The organism is Pseudoalteromonas sp. ABE4_541 (assembly GCF_056312285.1).
The window spans coordinates 72,657-91,426 of the sequence record NZ_JBSVEM010000009.1; the positions used below are offsets into that span (position 1 = coordinate 72,657).

14 protein-coding genes are annotated in these 18,770 nt (G+C 41.6%); 10 read left to right on the forward strand and 4 right to left on the reverse strand.

What is annotated here, in order from left to right; genetic code table 11:
- Positions 1-4: 4 nt before the first annotated feature.
- Entirely contained in the window at positions 5-1,249 is a 1,245-nt protein-coding gene (locus tag ACW689_RS10725) for an NAD(P)/FAD-dependent oxidoreductase (protein ID WP_476291146.1), read from the reverse strand.
- A 253-nt stretch (positions 1,250-1,502) separates the two neighbouring features.
- Between ACW689_RS10725 and ACW689_RS10730 the strand changes: the two genes are divergently transcribed.
- The 3 genes from ACW689_RS10730 to ACW689_RS10740 are packed head-to-tail and all read left to right on the forward strand — an operon-like array spanning position 1,503 to position 4,946.
- Positions 1,503-2,414 (forward strand): dihydrodipicolinate synthase family protein, encoded by a 912-nt coding sequence (locus ACW689_RS10730; RefSeq protein WP_476291148.1) that lies wholly within the window; start codon positions 1,503-1,505, stop codon positions 2,412-2,414.
- A 4-nt stretch (positions 2,415-2,418) separates the two neighbouring features.
- The gene (locus ACW689_RS10735) at positions 2,419-3,420 is read left to right on the forward strand and encodes a 4-hydroxyproline epimerase (protein WP_476291150.1); all 1,002 of its coding nucleotides are present in this window, start codon (positions 2,419-2,421) and stop codon (positions 3,418-3,420) included.
- Between the two features lie 23 nt (positions 3,421-3,443).
- The gene (locus tag ACW689_RS10740) at positions 3,444-4,946 is read left to right on the forward strand and encodes an aldehyde dehydrogenase (NADP(+)) (protein WP_476291152.1); all 1,503 of its coding nucleotides are present in this window, start codon (positions 3,444-3,446) and stop codon (positions 4,944-4,946) included.
- Positions 4,947-5,210: 264 nt separating this feature from the next.
- Here the strand turns inward: ACW689_RS10740 and rsmF are convergent, their stop codons facing one another.
- Complete coding sequence (gene rsmF, locus ACW689_RS10745; protein WP_476291154.1) at positions 5,211-6,650, reverse strand: 16S rRNA (cytosine(1407)-C(5))-methyltransferase RsmF; 1,440 nt, start codon at positions 6,648-6,650, stop codon at positions 5,211-5,213.
- 76 nt (positions 6,651-6,726) lie between these two features.
- Positions 6,727-7,140, reverse strand: coding sequence for an MAPEG family protein (locus ACW689_RS10750; protein ID WP_476291156.1), 414 nt, complete (start codon positions 7,138-7,140; stop codon positions 6,727-6,729).
- Between the two features lie 98 nt (positions 7,141-7,238).
- On the opposite strand from ACW689_RS10750, the gene ACW689_RS10755 reads away from it, so the two are divergent.
- From ACW689_RS10755 to ccoG, 3 genes are all read left to right on the forward strand, one after another.
- The gene (locus ACW689_RS10755; protein ID WP_476291158.1) at positions 7,239-8,198 is read left to right on the forward strand and encodes a GlxA family transcriptional regulator; all 960 of its coding nucleotides are present in this window, start codon (positions 7,239-7,241) and stop codon (positions 8,196-8,198) included.
- 163 nt (positions 8,199-8,361) lie between these two features.
- The gene (locus tag ACW689_RS10760) at positions 8,362-9,789 is read left to right on the forward strand and encodes a sigma-54 interaction domain-containing protein (RefSeq protein WP_476291160.1); all 1,428 of its coding nucleotides are present in this window, start codon (positions 8,362-8,364) and stop codon (positions 9,787-9,789) included.
- 146 nt (positions 9,790-9,935) lie between these two features.
- Entirely contained in the window at positions 9,936-11,318 is a 1,383-nt protein-coding gene (ccoG, locus tag ACW689_RS10765) for a cytochrome c oxidase accessory protein CcoG (protein WP_476291162.1), read from the forward strand.
- 101 nt (positions 11,319-11,419) lie between these two features.
- Here the strand turns inward: ccoG and ACW689_RS10770 are convergent, their stop codons facing one another.
- The gene (locus ACW689_RS10770) at positions 11,420-12,283 is read right to left on the reverse strand and encodes a TIGR02285 family protein (RefSeq protein WP_476291164.1); all 864 of its coding nucleotides are present in this window, start codon (positions 12,281-12,283) and stop codon (positions 11,420-11,422) included.
- Positions 12,284-12,563: 280 nt separating this feature from the next.
- On the opposite strand from ACW689_RS10770, the gene ACW689_RS10775 reads away from it, so the two are divergent.
- The 4 genes from ACW689_RS10775 to ACW689_RS10790 all read left to right on the forward strand — a co-directional run bounded on the left by ACW689_RS10775 (position 12,564) and on the right by ACW689_RS10790 (position 18,734).
- Positions 12,564-13,160: a dienelactone hydrolase family protein gene (locus ACW689_RS10775; protein WP_476291166.1), complete on the forward strand. Its 597-nt coding sequence runs from the start codon at positions 12,564-12,566 to the stop codon at positions 13,158-13,160.
- 21 nt (positions 13,161-13,181) lie between these two features.
- On the forward strand, positions 13,182-14,138 hold the full coding sequence (locus tag ACW689_RS10780; protein WP_476291168.1) for an acetoacetate decarboxylase: 957 nt from the start codon (positions 13,182-13,184) through the stop codon (positions 14,136-14,138).
- Positions 14,139-14,159: 21 nt separating this feature from the next.
- Positions 14,160-16,403 (forward strand): NAD(P)-binding protein, encoded by a 2,244-nt coding sequence (locus tag ACW689_RS10785; RefSeq protein ID WP_476291170.1) that lies wholly within the window; start codon positions 14,160-14,162, stop codon positions 16,401-16,403.
- Positions 16,404-16,493: 90 nt separating this feature from the next.
- Positions 16,494-18,734: a TonB-dependent receptor gene (locus tag ACW689_RS10790; RefSeq protein ID WP_476291172.1), complete on the forward strand. Its 2,241-nt coding sequence runs from the start codon at positions 16,494-16,496 to the stop codon at positions 18,732-18,734.
- Positions 18,735-18,770 lie beyond the last annotated feature (36 nt).

Sequence of the window (18,770 nt, forward strand, 5' to 3'; positions counted from 1 at the left end):
GCTCCTAAAATCTGTCGATTCTGTAAGGGGTTAAATCAAGACAAGGCTTTTCACCTTGACAAAGTTGGCCTATCAATTTGGCAGTAATTGCCGATTGAGTTAAGCCTAAGTGCTGGTGGCCAAAAGCAAAAAATACGTTTTTATTCTTTGGGGCTTGACCGATAACAGGCAATGAATCAGGAAGTGAAGGGCGGCAGCCCATCCAAGTTTCATTGATAGTCTGTGTTTTTAAGTTATTAATGAGATGCTTGGCATGTTTAACGAGCATGGTTGCACGTTGCGTGCGTTCTGGTGCATCAATACCTGCAAATTCCACCGTGCCAGCTAAGCGTAAACCTTTTTGCATTGGCGTGATGATAAACTGTCTTTCAGCCGATGCAACCGGACGCGATAGAACGTTGTGTTCATCGAGCATTGCGTGATAACCACGCTCGGTATCCAAAGGAATGTTATAGCCAAGTTGAGTTGCCAGCGGTTTGCTCCATGCACCCGTGCTGATCACGATTTTGTCGTATTCATACTTTTGATTATCACAGGTAATGAGTTCAACGCTTTGCTCAGAAGGTGTGATGCTTTTAACCGCTTTTTTAATGAATGCGCCTTCATTGTGCATAAATTGATTAAAAATATGTAGACACAGTTTATGTGGGTTCGCCGTGTGCCCAACGTCATTAAACAGCAGCGCGTTTTTAATCGATTTGTTTAGTCTGGGTTCAAGCTCAAATAATTTATCGCCCTTTAGCCATTGCACAGCAACGCCTTGAGCTTTGAAAGCTCGATAAGTAGCAGCAATATCATGTTCTTTCGTTGTCTCGAAGGTGAGCAAAGAGCCATTTTTCGTGATTAAAGTATCTAATTCCTCTTGGCTTAATAGCTCTTCAAAAGCATCAAGGGCTGATTCATTTAAAGCTCTGAGCGCTTGGGTGTTAGCGCGATATGTGCTGCTGCGCATGTTGCAAATAAATCTAAAAAACCATGGCAGGATTTTGTGTATATAACACCAGTCAATTCGCAGCGCACTGTTTGGGTTGAGTAGCATGGTGGGTAGTTTTGGTAATAAAGAAGTGCACGCAAGAGGAAACACCTGTTCAGTCGCAAAGTGCCCAGCATTGCCTTTGGAGCAACGCTCGGCAACACCATGTTCGTCAAATAAGGTTACTTCGAAACCTAAATCTTGTAGTTTTTTGGCGTTACATATGCCAATAACGCCGGCGCCAATAACGGCAATTTTTTGCTTATTTTTATACATGCAGTTTCCTCTTGTCGCAGTCGTTCAAACGAGTTTTAGCGCATTTTTGTTGAATTGTATTTCTTTAAAGTCCCGTCATTTGATAATTATTTAGTTGAAAGCAGATCTTATATTTTTATTTTTTATCATAGCTTTAAGCCGTGCATTTCATCATTTGTTAATAATTATAAAATAAAATCACCAATCGGATATTGATTATTGTATACAATATACCTAAGATGGTAAACACAAAAACCAATGAGGAAAAAATAAGATGATCGATTGGCAAGGGGTTTACCCAGCAGTTACAACCCAATTTAACGATGATGGCAGCATTAACTTTGAAACAACAACAAGCATGATTGATGCGCTTATTAATGAAGGTGTGCACGGTATTATCGTTTTGGGCACTGTAGGTGAAAACTGCTCATTACGAGTAGAAGAAAAACGTGAAGTGCTAAAAGCTGCAAAAAAGATTGTAGCAGGCAGAGTGCCATTGCTAACGGGTGTTGCTGAGACAACTACACAATTTGCCATCGAGTTTTGTCAGGATGCGGAAGAAATTGGTATCGACGGATTGATGGTACTTCCAGGGATGGTGTACCGCTCAACTGAGCGTGAAGCGATTTATCACTACCAGCAGGTCGCGCGTAGCATGTCTTTGCCTGTTATGATTTATAATAACCCAATCACTTATGGCGTTGACGTATCTATCGAGGGTATGAAGGTACTGGCGAATGAGGAAAATATTGTGGCGATTAAAGAGGCCACAGAAGACACACGTCGTATTACTGAATTGCAGAGTGCATTTGGCGATCGATTCACCATTTTTGGCGGTGTCGATGACATTGCTCTAGAAAGCTTAATGTTAGGAGCAACTGGCTGGATCTCAGGTTTGACGAATGTTTTTCCAAAAGAGTCTGTGGCAATTTATCAGTTAGCACGCCAAGGACGTTATGAAGAAGCAAAAGAGATCTGGCGCTGGTTTTTACCATTACTGCGTTTAGACACAATCCCTACGCTTGTACAGTGTATTAAGTATGCTGAGCAGCTAGCGGGACGAGGTTCAGAAGTAACGCGAGCACCACGCTTAAGCCTTCCTGAAGATCAAAAAGCGATGGTCGCGCGTCTATACGATGAAGCAATGAGCAACCGCGTTGATTTAAGTAAATTTAATTTGGATTAAGTTTATGCGCAAAGGGACCTTTTCATGTATTGATGGCCACACCTGTGGCAACCCTGTGCGCTTAATCACGAGTGGTCACCCCAATTTACGGGGTGACACAATGAGTGAAAAGCGACAGCACTTTATGGCTGAGTATGATTGGATCAGACAAGCACTGATGTTTGAACCTCGGGGTCATGACATGATGTCAGGCTCATTTATTTACCCGCCAACAACCACTGATGGTGATGCGAGTATTTTATTTGTTGAAACATCGGGCTGCCTTCCAATGTGTGGTCACGGCACGATTGGTACGATTACCTTTGCACTAGAGCATGGTTTGATCCAGCCTAACGAGCAAGGTGAACTAAAACTAGATACGCCAGCTGGCCGAGTTGATGTTAATTACTTAATGGAAAATGGCAAAGTTGAATGGGTTAAGCTGTTTAATGTGCCTGCGTTTTTAGCCTACGAAAACATACTAATCGATGTGCCTGAACTTGGACAACTCAAGGTAGACATTTCCTACGGCGGTAATTTTTACATCATAGTAGAGCCACAAGAGAACTTTCCTGGCATAGATAAGTGGAGTGCGAGTGAAATTCTCAAGTACAGCCCAATCGTACGTCAAATCATAAATCAACAACTAGAGTGTGTTCATCCACTCGATGCAACGGTCAAAGGTGCTTCTCACGTCCTTTGGACAGGACAACCTAAGCAGCAGAACTCCAGCGCAGCTAATGCCGTTTTTTATGGTGATAAAGCAATTGACCGTTCACCCTGTGGAACAGGAACCAGTGCGAGAATGGCGCAATTGTTTGCAAAAGGGCTGCTTAAAGTTGGCGAAGAATTTGTACACGAAAGCTACATAGGTAGTCAGTTTGCTGGCTGTGTTGAGGGTGTGACCGAAGTGGCGGGCAAAGTGGCCATTTTGCCAAGTGTACGTGGCTGGTCGAGGGTGACAGGTACGAGCAACATTACAGTCGATGACGATGATCCGTATGCACTCGGTTTTCAAGTTATTTAATTAATACACAACAGGAGTAAGTTATGGAGATCAGTGGAGCAAGTTACATCGCAGGGCAGTGGTGTATTGCCGAAGGCGCAGCGCCGTTTTTTGGCTTTTCACCGAAATTGAACCAGCCTTTGACCACCCCTATTTACGAAGCAACAGCACTGATGCTAGAACAAGCAGTGAATGCGGCTCAGCAGGCGTTTGCACAGTACCGCCAGACTAGCCCAGCACAGAGAGCCACTTTTCTGTACGCAATTGCTGACGAAATAGAGGCGCTTGGTGAGCAATTGTTTGAAGTAACACACCAAGAAACGAATTTACCACTTGTTCGCTTGCAGGGTGAGCGAGGTCGTACCGTTAATCAATTACGCACATTCGCTCAAAGTTTAGAGCACAGCAGAAATGGACTGTTGGACCTCGATGTTGAGGAGCTTGCTGATCCGAGTCGTCAGCCTTTGCCAAAACCTTATACGCGTTTAAGTCATTTACCCGTGGGTGTGGTTGCCGTGTTTGGGGCGTCAAATTTCCCTTATGCTTTTTCAACCTTGGGTGGTGATACTGCTGCGGCACTCGCAGCAGGTTGCCCTGTGGTTATGAAAAGTCACACAGCGCACCCTGCAACCAGTGAGTTGATGACGCATGCAATAGATAAAGCAATTGCAAGAACTGGCATGCCTAAAGGGGTGTTTTCAATGATCCAAGCGAAAGGCTATGGGATCTCTCACCAGCTAGTGGCTGCTGATGACGTGAAAGCGGTTGGTTTCACTGGAAGTTTTGGTGTTGCGCAAAAACTCATGGAGACAATTGCGACAAGAAAAGAGTCTATTCCATTTTACGGCGAATTGGGCAGCGTCAACCCCCAAGTTATATTTGCGCAACAAGCAATCGGGCAAGGCAAAGATCTCGCTCAGACACTGTGTCAATCTGTGTTGATGGGCAACGGTCAATTTTGTACGAGTCCTGGGTTGTGGTTTGTTCCAAATGGTGCGAGTCAATTGGTTGAAGAAGCCATTAGACAACTATCACAAAGTACTTCTGACACTTTGCTGTCTCCTAACATTGTTAGTGGTTTCAAACAAAGTATTGAAAGGTTGAAGTTGGCTGATGGAGTGGCGTTGTTAGCTCAAGGTCAGTTGCAAGAAGACTTCCATGCAAATGCGCATTTGTTTAGTACAGATGCACAAACGTACCTCAATAACTCATTGTTACATGAAGAGGTCTTTGGCCCATCAATTATGATGGTGAAATATGACAGCGATAATGAATTAAAGCAATTGATTGAAGGCTTAGAAGGGCAGTTAACTGCATCAATACACGGTACACAAGGCGACTTTGAATCTCATGCTGAAATCATTGAAGCATTGCAGTACAAAGTAGGTCGTTTGATTGAAAACCAAATGCCTACTGGTGTTGAAGTATGTGCATCTATGAACCATGGTGGTCCATTCCCGTCAAGTACAGATGTAAGAAGTACTTCTGTCGGGTTGAATGCAATGTTGCGATTTTTAAGACCAATCTGCCGCCAACGAAGCAACTAATTATTGACAAATGTTAAGCAAAAAAAGACCCAGAGCAAAGGGATGCTCTGGGCTTAGGGGATGGCTCTAGAGAGCCAATGCGTTACTTAAAAACACCTTCTATACATCAGGGAGAAGTAGAAAGTAAACTTAAGTGTAGTTAACTATTTATAAAAATTACAAACGTCTGAAATGTTTTTTAAATCATTTAAAAACATTGAGTTATACCTCATATGACAAATTAATCTAAAAAAACACAAAAGATATATCCAAGATATATTCAAGTTATTCCCAAGTTATCAACTGGCTGTTGCTCACTAAATCTCTCGGTAAACTGTTTTTAATTTTAGACTTTTGCCACTTGCCCAAACCTACGGGCGCGCCACATAAAGTTAAAATTACTTCACCGACATTTGTTGATGCTTGCGCAAGACGTATATCCTTACCTTGAAAGTAATCAATGGCTTGTTGTTGCGTCATTTCAAATGTATTTTGCTCGGCAAATGACCCTAGTGATGTAGCGAGTTCATGCTCTAAACGCACACCATTTTTATGCGTTGTACCAACTTGAATTCCAAGGCGTGCGTACTTAATTTTATCTTGGATAAGTTCAAAGTGCTCAGGAAATAACCACAACTCTTTGTCTCTGCTCATTAGCGTGCCGGGAAACTGTTTTATCGCAAATTGTTTTTTGATATGGCTTTGGAAATTCTGCGCTAGTTTTTTATCCGCGGGCACAAATGGAAACGCCCCCTTTTTGAATTTTTGGTTGGCATTGTCAACTGAACCTCGCTTTTTGAAACGCGCGATAAAAAAGCCTTCGCTATCGTATATTTGTGGCCAAACATGCAAATAGCCTTGTTCCGTAGTGGCTTTGTCTGCGCCTTCAAATAATGTATCTAACGGCTCTATCTCAATTTGATCTGGAAACTGTTCAAGTAGATATGAACAAACTTCTTGGTTTTCTAATGGTGTTAAAGTGCAGGTTGAATAAACTAGCGTACCACCGGGTTTCAGCGCGTAAAAGGCGCTTGTGATGAGTTGTTTTTGTACTTGAGCGATGTTGATATTCGAGTCAATTGACCAGTTTTTTAAGGCGTCGGGATCCTTTCTAACCGTGCCCTCTCCAGAGCATGGTGCATCAAGCAAAATACTATCAAAGCATTCAAACATGTAGTCGCCGAAGATGACGCCATCAAAATGGGACAAAGCACAGTTGGCCACTCCCATGCGTTTCATATTGGCGGCTAATACTTTAACGCGAGATGAAGATAATTCATTGGCTACTAACACACCTTCATTATTCATGATGGCTGCAAGTTGTGATGTTTTTGAACCCGGTGCGGCTGCCATATCAAGCACAAATGGACTTTCTTCAAGTGTATCTTTAAGCGCCATAGGTGGTAGCATCGAACTTGCTTCTTGCACGTAGATGCAGCCACTAAGATGTAATTCAGTGTTACCAATTGGCAGGTTTTGCTCTTCTTGTTCAGGTCGACTAAGCCAAAAGCCAGTATCACACCAAGGGACTGGTTTAATGTTCCAGTCGTGTTTCTCACAATAAGCAATGAAATCTGCCACTGACATCTTTAATGTGTTGACTCGTATCGATCGCCTTAGGGGGCTTTGGCATGCCTTAATGAAATCGTCGATTGATAAGTTGCTTGGTATATAGCTTTTTACATCGTCTAAAAAAGTGTCTGGAATATAAGTCGAAGTATTCAAAAGTGGCGCCTGCCATTATTTGTGCAAAACGCCATTTTATCATCGCCGAACGAGCGCTAAAAGGGGGATAGTACGGTTATGCAAACAAGTTGACATACAAGTATGCAAACCAGGCAATGAAAAAACAACTCGTTGCCAGCGCAAATGCGATTGTGCGCAGCAATAGATTTCTACCAACTACATGTTCAAAGCAATGCCAGTAGCGGGCGACAACAAAAAAGGTACTTAGCACATACCAAAAATGTCCGCTCATTTGCTGTTGTTCCAAAAGGGTAAGTAACACAATGAAAAGCGTTGACTGCTGAAATTGATTGTCATAGCTATTGCCTGCAAGTGCAGTAGTCAGAGGCAGGTTTTTCTTTCTGACGAACTTGATATCAGCAGCTGAAGCCTGTTTATGCCGTATTGCATTTATACGCAAGTTGGTGGTTAGTAGCCATAAAAAGCAGACAAGTGAGATTAGAAAAAAAATTGGATAGTGAACCCACATAAGTAAACACCTTTTGATAATAGATTGAAAGATACTTTACGAAAGTGAGCGTAAAAGCTAAATTGGCATTAATGACAAAAAAAAGGCTAAAAGTGACAATGTTGAACGTAGCGATTATTTGCCCAGATAATGCGCTTGCCAGTGGATTGACAGGGATCATTGATATACTCAATGTGACTAATATCGTTGCACAGCGAAACCTGTTTTCATGGCAATTAGTAGGCATTGAACAATTACAGGTTAGAACGAGTCAGGGATTAATCATAAATTGTGACCTAACACTTGAGGAGCTGCGAAAGGCGGATGTGATGCTTTGGGTTGGTTCACAATTTCAAGGTCAGCATCCACTTTGGCAAGCGTGTCAAAAGTTGACTAAGCATAGCCAGCATATCCATGTAATTGCTCATCAAGCTGAATACGTTATAGCGACGTGTACTTCGGTGAGTTATTTGGCGACCAGTGGATTTTTAGATGGTGTTCATGTCACGAGTAGTTGGTGGTTGAAGTCATTCTATCAACGTTATTTTCCCGGCCTAAAAGTGAGCCAAGAAAAAGTATTTCTACAGCAAGGGAAAGTGCTTACCTCAGGTGCTGCACAGTGCTACTTTTCAATGATGCTCTACTTTGTAGAGCAAACCTGTGGTGAAAAAATTGCGGAAGATGTGCGTTCGTGGCTGGCATTACCCGAAGCAATTGAAAGCCAACAACCTTACATGCGTATTGGCGCATTTGAGCTGCACAAAGACAGCAAACTTTTAGCGTTACAAAATTATATCAAAGAAAACTTATCTGCAGATTTAACTTTGCCGACTTTGGCCAATAGATTGAGCACGAGCGAGCGTACATTAATTCGGCGCTTTCAAAAGCAGGTTGGTTTATCACCATCCAGTTATGTGCGACTTGCAAGATTGGAGCGTGCGAAACAGTTGCTTAGAACGACCCGTTTGAGCGTTGATGAAATATTATGGCAAGTAGGTTATCAAGACCTAAGCTCGCTTAACAAGGTGTTTAAAGCGCAGTATGGAAAGAGCTTATCCGACTACCGCCAAGCTTACTAGGCTGTGTTGACTCTACGGTATGACTTTTTTCCACTCAAAACGGTTAAGTACCACAACTGAGCGATGACATATAGAAAAGATCAACGCGGCAAAATTTTTTCAATAACGTTACTGCAAACTGTGATACGCTTGTCGTGATATTTCACGATTTGAGTGTGTTTACATGGTTAAAGAATTTTTGGGTGATACTGAGTTGTTGTTGAATGCAGTTGGGGAGGGAATTTATGGATTTGATCTTTCCGGAAACGCCGTGTTTATTAATCCAGCAGCGGAGCGTATGACAGGGTGGCGCGCTGATGAATTACTAGGCAAAAAAATCCACCAATATCACCATCATAGCCATGCAGATGGGACACCTTATCCAGCCGATCAATGTCAAATTTATTGCACCATGTTTGATGGTAAACACCGTCATGTAAAAGACGAAGTGTTTTGGCGCAAAGATGGCACTTGCTTCCCCGTAGAGTACACATCGACACCCGTTTATCGAGACGGCATGTTAATTGGTGCTGTCGCGATATTTCGTGACATTTCAAAGCAACGAGAAACTGAGACGGCACTTCGTGATGCGTTAGAGCAAGTGCAAACGTTAAGCGAACAACTCAAAGATGAAAACGCTTACTTACTTTCAGAGTTGAACGAAGACTGGCAGGATTCTGGCCTAGTGGGTAGCAGCCATATCTTTAAAACGATGCTTGCGCAAATTGAACTTGTAAGTCAAACCAGTAGTACCGTATTGATTTTAGGCGAGAATGGCACAGGGAAAGAGCTCGTTGCACGTAACTTACACAGGCTGAGCGAGCGCAAATCGTTACCTTTTGTAAAAGTAAACTGTGCCGCATTCACACCAAGCTTACTGGAATCAGAACTATTTGGGCATGAAAAAGGGGCCTTTACTGGCGCTAACGAATTGCGTAAAGGGCGGTTTGAGTTAGCTAATAAGGGAACTTTGTTTTTAGATGAAATTGGCGAGTTGTCGCTTGAAGCGCAGAGTAAATTACTGAGGGTATTACAAGAACAAGAGTTTGAACGAGTCGGAGGCAGCAAAACGCTTTCCGTTGATATTCGTTTGATCACTGCGACAAATCGCAATTTATGGCAAATGGTAGAGCAAGGAACGTTTCGTATGGACCTATACTACAGATTAAATGTGTTTCCTCTAAAAGTGCCTGCATTAAGAGAGCGCAAAGAAGACATCCCTTTATTGAGTGCCAATATCATTGCACAGCTAAACAAGCGCTTAGGTAAGCGCTTTCAAGGTGTATCAAAATCGGCACTCAATAAACTACAGCGCTATGATTGGCCGGGTAATATTCGCGAATTGCAAAATGTGCTAGAGCGTGAAGCTATTTTAACTAACGCGCGTTTGATTCAACTTTCTCAACCCCTCAATGCTGCTGCGCAGCCCGATACTAACGCACAAGACATGGATGATTTGTCACTTGACGAAGCGCAGCGTAAACATATTTTAACGATACTGGAATTATGCCATTGGCGTGTAGCTGGCGAGCAGGGCGCTGCTGTTAAGCTCGGCTTGAATGAAAGCACATTGCGTTCAAAAATGAAAAAGCTGGGAATCAGTCGCTCGTGAATAATAATGAAAATCGTGATATATCACGATTCTCGTTATTGCAACATAAATTAAAATCAATAAATTCAATTGAATAGATGAACTTTCAGTTTGGTCTGAAAGTTGCAAATGTACTTGTGTCCATTACACAAGCAAGTAGATTTGTTATGAAGTTTGATATTAAAGAAGAAGATCTCATCATTAAGCCTTATAAACACGAAGGCCCAATTTATATCCGTGAACAAAAAGGTTATTTTCAGAAAATCCGTCGCTCTTTAAGTTGGTTGTTGATGCTAACGTTTGTTGGTCTGCCTTGGATAAGCTACGAAGGTCAGCAGGCTATTTTACTTGACGTCGCGCATCAACATTTTCGCATTTTTGGACTGACGTTCTTACCCCAAGATTTCATGATATTGGCTTGGTTGTTTATGGCGGGTGCATTTGCATTGTTTTTTGTGACTAATTGGTTGGGGAGAGTGTGGTGTGGGTTTATGTGCCCTCAAACAGTTTGGATGCTCTTGTTTACATGGGTTGAACATCGAATTGAAGGATCGCGAAATCAGCGTATTAAACAAGATAAGGCCCCATGGACTTTGAAAAAAGTCACTAATAAATTCACTAAGCACAGTATATGGCTGGTTATATCAGTCATGACGGCAACGTCATTTATGAGCTATTTCATCCCGGCAAAAGAGCTTTATATCAATATGATATATTTTGAATGGTCTGGGTTGGTGTCTTTTTGGGTATTTCTTTTTGCGCTATGTACCTACGGAAATGCAGGGTTTTTACGAGAAAAAATGTGCACGGTAGCGTGTCCGTATTCTAGATTTCAATCTGTGATGTTTGATAAAGACACTTTGCTTGTCAGTTATGATGACGTGAGAGGTGAAAGCAGAGGCAAGAGAAAGCGCAAAGACGACCCTAAAAAGCTCGGGCTTGGTGATTGTGTAGACTGTAACTTGTGTGTTGATGTATGTCCGGCTGGTATTGATATACGAAATGGTTTGCAATACGAATGTATCAACTGTGGATTGTGTATCGATGCATGTGATGAGACGATGGATAAGTTTGGCTATCAAAAAGGTTTAATTAGCTACAAGAGTGAGAATCAACTGGCAGGTAAAACCACTAACCCATTCAGGTTAAAGCTGGTTGGTTATGCAACTTTAACGGCCTTAGTCGTTGCTACAATGGTTGTTTGGTTGTTAGGTCGCACACCACTTGAAGTCTCTATTATTCGAGATAGAAATGCCTTGTACCGTGTCAATTACGAGGGAATTGTCGAGAATCCGTATACTTTTAACATTATTAACAAAACGCAGCAAGTAATGCACTATAACATCTCATTACAAGGTATAGAGGGCGCGCAGCTTTCAGTTCCTGAACAAATTGCAATTGGTCCTGGTGACATGGAGTTGGTATCGGTGACGGTGAGTGCAGATGGATATGATATCAAATCAAAAGCACAAAAAATTACCTTTACGGTCAGCGCGGTTGAAGATGCTAGCATCATGCTAGAGAAAGAAAGTTATTTTTACAAAAATTAGGGCGTGTTGCTCTTAGGAGAATAACTTCTGTTCACATTAAAGGCTTTCAATACCCCAAATGCGCTATGGCACACTGTATTGTGTGAGTAGCGCATGACGCCCTAGCTATCCGGTGGTGTATTAGTCGGTTGCCGAAAGAGTTTGCTGGTCAAAGTTGGCTGCAACTCTGTCGGTAACCAATACAACATGGTGTCATTATACTTCCTTGAAGTCTTGATTTGCTTCAGTGCGATGTCTAGATCATTCAGTAATTCATGAGTTTCATCACGTTTGGTACAACCAATATATCCATGTGCAAAGTTGTTGGTTTCTTTGATGGTGAGCTGCGAGAGCTCATAGTTATGGTCGAGTATTTGTTGTAAGTGAAAATGTTCACTCGGGTAGCCTAAGGCTATATCAATGCGACTTTTGATGAGCATACCTGTCAGACCCACCAGTGGATCTTTTCCCGGCCTAATAATAATTTGGTCTTCGTCGGTATTTTTAATGATCTTATCAATTTCAGTACCAAAAGAACGTTTGTATGCAATGCCGAGTGTTAGCTTGTGCTTTTTTAATAATTCTTTTAATGATGCTTGTTGACCAGGCTCAAGATTTAGCGTTTGAAGAGAAGACTTTCTGATCGCCATAGAAGGGGAAAGTCCAATGGTTGATACTTCGTTGGTATATGCAATGTGTTTCTGCCTATCAACAGTTTTATACAGTGATACCATGCAATAGATATTTGATGGGTCAGACAATTCTTTAATCGCACGGCTGGCGGGGAAAACGATATGGTTAAACTTGTATTCTGGCATTACCTGAGCCAGCATTTGTACAACATTTTCATCTCGACCCAAGCCTTTTTGAATACCATCTAAGATATAATACGGAGAGAAATCAACGTAAATCCAAGTTATTGACTTAGCTTGTAAAATAGAAGCCCACAAAAGCATTGTAGGGATCCAAATTTTTCTCATCTGCATATCCCACCTGCTTATAATAATTAAGAGTTTAGCAAATACAATTAAGCATGAATTTGCATTAGTGTAAAATTTTTGGTTTTTACATGTTTACAAAGTGTGTAGCTCTGCTAAATTTTATAGACCAGCCTGATGTTACATAGCAAACGTGAAACTCTATCTATCAACGGATATGAACTTAAGTTAGAGCTTGTACGAGCTGTACATCGAAACAGAAAATTAGATACAATTGAAGGTTGGCTATTAACTCCTAAGCAATGCCTAATATAACAAGGAAACTCATATGGTAACGCTAATAGTCAGTGATATTTTCGGTCATACCGCCAATTTAGACGCATTCGCCAGTGAGCTCAGTGGTGATGTTGTGATCTGCTCACCTTACGAGATGAAGCAACTTTTTGCGCAGCAAAGAGAAGATGATGCCTACAAGCAGTTTATAAATACCGTTGGACATGATGTTTACTTGTCTAAGGTACAAAGAGCGATTAAGTCGACTCAGCCTGATCTGATTATTGCTTTTAGTGCGGGGGCATCTGCTGCTTGGCGTGCTGTGTCAAATATGAGTTGTTTTACTCCGAAAAAGCTTATTGGGTTTTACCCAGGTCAGATCCGAAACTATTTAAATCTTTACCCAAGATGCCACGTGGAATTGTTATTTCCTCATAGCGAGTCTCACTTTGAAATCACCCCCGTTATTAATACTTTGAAAAAAGTGCCTGGCGTTAATTGCATTCGTACAAGATACAATCATGGATTTATGAATGCGCTTTCAAAGCAATTCAACAAATATGCATACCTTCACTATACTCATTGGTGTGAACAAGAAATTCAAACACTTCAGGAGTCGCTAGTACAGGAAAGCCTGGAGGTAAATCTATGATATAAATGAAGGAAATTAACGATGAGCGAAGAGCAATACGGAGCATATCAACACTTCAATGGTAACCCGATAGCGAAACCTCCCTGTAGAATGCTTAATGCGATGATGTATGGCTTTTTTATTAAAGGCACTTACGTATCCATACAAAATTATGTTGATAAAACACTCAATAATGTTGCTAGTACTGAGTTTAGTTTTAAAGCGCTGTCGTCGTATTGCTTGTTAACGTTTACAGATATAGAAAATATTGCATCCAAAGTTGAACCGTTTAGAAGTTATGGTTGGATGCAAGAAACAGACATCATTATTTGGCTGCCAATAGCACAAGTAGACAGCTCGACTCAAAAAATGACTCACCTTTATTGGTATCCAGCCTTTATCACAGTTAACAATATTAATGCTTTGGTGAATGGCCGAGAAACATGGGGTTATAACAAATACCAATGTCAATACCAAATGCCAGAGCCCAATCAGCAGCCTGATCACTTTTCTTTAAGTCTAGAAACTTTTAACCCTTACAGCCCTGACACAAAAATGACATGGCATGAATTATTAACTATTGACCGAGTGGTTGATCACGACAATTGGTTTGAAGAACTATTTGAAATAGGGCACGAAGTTGCCAAGTTATTACATTCTAGCTGCGATGATATAAATATCAGCGCAGAGCTTATGAAACAATTCCTTTCAGGTTTTACTCATCCGCAAATGGACCAAATTTTGTTTAAACAATTTCCTGATGGCTTTGCCGATAAAGCGGTTTATAAAGCTGTGGTTCATTCACCATCTGAAATCAAAAAGATCCACAAAATGGGCTTTTTAAAAGACGAATTCAATGTGGTGATCAACCGTGTTGATTCATTTCCATTAAACGATATGTTTGGCATCGATATCGGTGAGCAGCAGGCGATGCTTCCTTATTATGTATGCATGGATTTTGATCAAGATGGCGCATACGAAATTGTGAGCGGCAAGTAGTTTACCTAGAAGGAAATTAATATGAGTCAAGAGAAAATCGCGATACTCGGTGGTGGTGTATCAGCAATGACTGCTGCGGTTTATTTAACTGAAAACCCAGATTGGCAGCAAAACTATGACATTACAGTTTACCAACTGGGTTGGAGATTAGGTGGTAAAGGGGCGAGTGGTAGAAACGCGCTCTTAGGTGAGCGGATTGAAGAGCATGGCTTACATGTTTGGTTTGGCGCATATGTTAACTCATTTCGAGCCATCGAAAATGTTTATAACAAATTAAATCGACCATCAGATATGCCCTTGAATACGTGGCAACAAGCATTTAAACCCCATAGTTTCGTTGTTTTGCAAGAATATATTGAGAATGAGTGGGAAACATGGCCAATCGATTTTCCGTTAATTGAAGGCAATCCGGCAGATGGCACATTAGATTTGCATTTTTGGCAGCTAATTGAATTGGTCGTTGCGTGGTTGAAAAAGTTTATTGGCGGTTTAGAACAAGAAGTTGCACTTCATCATAAACAAACCAAGTTACAAACAACTAAACGTCGAGATAGAAGCTTACTTCAACACTTAGCGTCGCAAGTTAGTCAAGCTTTTGATGATATCGAAGATGACGTAGAAGATTTCTTCACAAGTGCACATGATGAGTTGCGAGAAATTTGGTCGACCCCCTCTATTTTAAGTCAGCAATTACAACGTCTTGTTAGTTTACGCTCATCGGATAAAAACCTAAGTGATGCCAGAGATAGGCTTGTCGTTTGGTATATTGTTCGTAAGTTGAAGCGTTGGTTGAATCAAGAAGCGGTGGAGTTGCTTGATGATAATCCAAATATTAGACGACTCTATGTATGCGCCGATTTGGGCATTGCGGTTATTACGGGCCTTATTAAAGACAAAGTGTTTTCAAAAGGCTTTGGCACAATAAATGACATAGACTTTAAGGCTTGGCTTGCCAAAAATGGCGCAAACCCAGAATACACGGTTGAATCAGCGCCAGTTCGGGGTTTTTACGATCTCGTTTTTGGTTATGTTGATGGTGACTTTGGCAAAGGCGATGTAGAGGCGGGTGTTGCAACGCTCGCGATGATGCGCATCATGCTATGTTACAAAGGCGGTGTGATGTGGAAAATGCAAGCAGGGATGGGAGACGTGATTTTTGCGCCTATCTATGAACTGCTAAAAAACCGTGGTGTTAAGTTTGAATTTTTTAATCAGGTTGAGTCATTGTCACCAAGTACCGATTCATTGGGTCAGGATGTGGTTGAGGAGATCAAGATAACACAACAAGTTACTTTAGTTGATGAAGAATATCAGCCGTTTGTTTTCGTAAAAGGTTTGCCTTGCTGGCCTGCAAAGCCACTGTTAGATCAAGTTGTGCCAGAGCAAGCCCAATTAATCAAAGATAACAATATTAACTTGGAGTCATTTTGGACAGATTGGCCCGAGGTTTATCAAAATGCATTCGGTCAACCATTACCAGTTAAAACGCTGCGCAAAGGCGTAGATTTCGACAAGGTTATTTTTGGGATATCAGTCGCAGCGCTCGAACATTTATGTCCTGAGCTATTGCAGATAGACGCAAAATTACGCGACCAAGCAACAAAAGTAAAAACTGTGGCAACACAAGCTTTCCAAGTTTGGTTGAATAAGACAGATGAGCAACTCGGTTTTAGCTATACAGTACCTAGTGAAGAAAGGCCTATATTAAGTGCTTTTTCTCAGCCTTTCGATACCTGGGCTGCTATGTCGAACTTAATAGGAGTTGAAGACTGGCCACAAAATGGACCAATAAATATCGCTTATTTCTGCAGTGCTTTTGGTTGCTCTGACTATCCGCCTAGAACTGCGCATGGCTTTACTGCGGAACAAACAGCAAAGGTTAAGGCAAATGCGATCGCTAAACTGAGCAGTCAAATGGAGCCTTTATGGGCCAGCGCATATGATAACAATCAGTTTGATTGGTCGGTACTTTACGCGCCCGTACAGCAGCAAGGTGACGCGCGATTTGATAGCCAATACTGGCGTGTAAATGTGGATCCAAGTGAACGTTATGTGCTTTCAGTGACTGGCAGCAGTCAATATAGGCTCGAGACAGATGGCAGCTTATTTAGCAACCTGTATTTGACTGGGGACTGGATCAAAACAGGGGTGAATGCTGGCTGCGTTGAGGCTGCGGTTATGGCTGGTATGCAAACCTCAAGAGCAATTTGTGGCTTGCCACAACAGATAAGTGGAGAAACTGGTTTTGAGCCTGATGGCGCATAATGATTAATCTGTTTTTATTTTTGGGGGAGATCTGTACATGAACTATACTTTTTTCACTAACCTGATGAATTGTAAAAAAAGAGTAAGGATATGCAACAGTCTCTCTCAAAGCGCTTATTATATACGGTTGTGCTAAATGCGTTAGCTTATCCCGCTATCGCACAAGATGGCAACAATATCGAGGTTATAGAAGTTTATGCACAAAAACGTGCTCAATCGCTGAATGAAGTCAGTATTGCGGTGACACCCATCGATGCTGAAACGATGAGTCGTTCTGGCATTAAAGATACAACGGAGCTTGGTCGCTTTGTTACTAATATGAAAGTAAGTCAAAATGCAGCTGAGGGGACCCCGCCGGCTGTCAATATCAGAGGGGTCGGTCTTCTTGATTATAACACCGCTAATACGTCGCCTGTTGCCACATATATAGATGGTGCGTCGGTTGGCTCTGCAAACAATCAATTAGTCAATTTTTTCGATATTGAACAAGTTGAGGTTTTGAAAGGGCCACAAGGCACTCTTTTTGGTAGAAACAGTACAGGAGGCGCTGTTCTGATTAGAAGTAAGCGTCCAGATTCTGGCACTTACGGCGCTGTAACTGTTGGTATTGGTAGCGATGATTGGAGCAAAGTGCAAGGATATTTCAACGCTAGTTTGAATGAAAACTCAGCAATACGCCTGGCAGCGAGCCAAGTAGATTATGAATACACCTCATACAACTTACATCCTACTGCACCAGAAGCGAATATGAAGCAGTCAGACCTACGCTTGAGCTATTTAGGTGAATGGGACAACTTAAGTATTTATTTAAAAGCGAATTACAGTCATTGGGATGGCATTGTTCAACCTGTTGGTAATATCGGTGTTGCTGATCTTGTGAATGGTGTGGTGTGTTCTGCCGAGAAAGCTGCTGCGGGTCAATGTACTGATAATTTCGGTTTTAATGATGGCAGTGATGACTTTTGGGCTGTAAACGTTAACAATGATTCTCCACACCTAAGTATTGGAAAGGGTTGGACAGCTGAGGTTACATACAGCCCATCAGAAAAAGAGGATGTTGTTTGGATAAATGCCTTTAGCCGGTTAGACAGAAGACATGCATTTAACTGCGATGGTTCGCCAGCTGACTTGTGTGAAGGTAACCTTGGCCTCAAGGCTGAGTTATTAACGAATGAATTACGCCATCATCTTGATGTTGACAGCGGTTATTTGACAGCGGGCTTATTCCAGCTTCAAGAGCGAATTTATCAAGACAACTACAATGATATTCTACGTGATTTACGGGTTGTTCCTTTGTATTGGGGTAACACCAAAACCTATTTCTACGACAATGAAATCATAAGCAAAGTATACGCTGCTTTTGCGCAGTATGAGTGGCAATGGTTGGAATCGACCTCCGTCACATTCGGTCTACGTTACAGTGATGAAGCCGTAGATTATGACTCTATTTCCACAACAAACGTTGTTGAGGATATCAACAATTTAGATGGCGTGATTAGGCCTTTTTATGATGTTGCTGGACGTATTGATGATGACGGTATATCCGGGAAAGTCAGTATTAATCATACGTTATCAAATAACGGTTTACTTTATTATAGCTTCGCTAACGGCAAGAAAAGTGGTGGCTATAATGGCGGGCTCTTATCAAGTCCGGAGCAAGCACGAGAAGCACATTATGGAGCTGAATCATTACATGCTCACGAACTTGGCGCTAAGTTGTTTTATCCCAAGCAAAGTTTGAGTGTTAACTCATCCGTGTTTTATTACGATTATCGGGATCAGCAAGTGTTTATGAATCAACCCTCGAACATTGCTGGATCGGTTCCAGTGCAACTGTTAAAGAATGTCGCTGACTCAACCATTTATGGATTAGAAACAGACATTAAATTTGATCTAAATACACATCTATCGACGCAATTAGGGGTTGGATACATTCCCCATGCACAATTCAAAGAGTATGTTGATCCAACGGGTTTTTCTCTAACAGATAAGCAACTGCCATTTACCTCCGAATGGAATATTAATGGTGAAGTGGTATACGTGATTTCGATGGGATCGGCCGATATAACTACGCGGTTAGGCTTTGACTATCAATCTGAATACTATTTTGACCAACAACAAACTGATTATGCGAAACAGGACAGTTTTGTGTTATGGCACTTAAGTACGCAGTACGATGCGGATAAATGGATGGTTAGCTTATGGGCCAAAAACTTGTTTGATGAAGAATACAGTAATTTGAAATTCGATCTACGCAACTTTTTAGGTATGTTGGAAGACTTTAAAGGGGAAGGGCGAAGGTTGGGGCTTGATGTGAGTTATCGTTTCTGATGAATTGTATATGATGAAAAGTAACATGGGATTCAT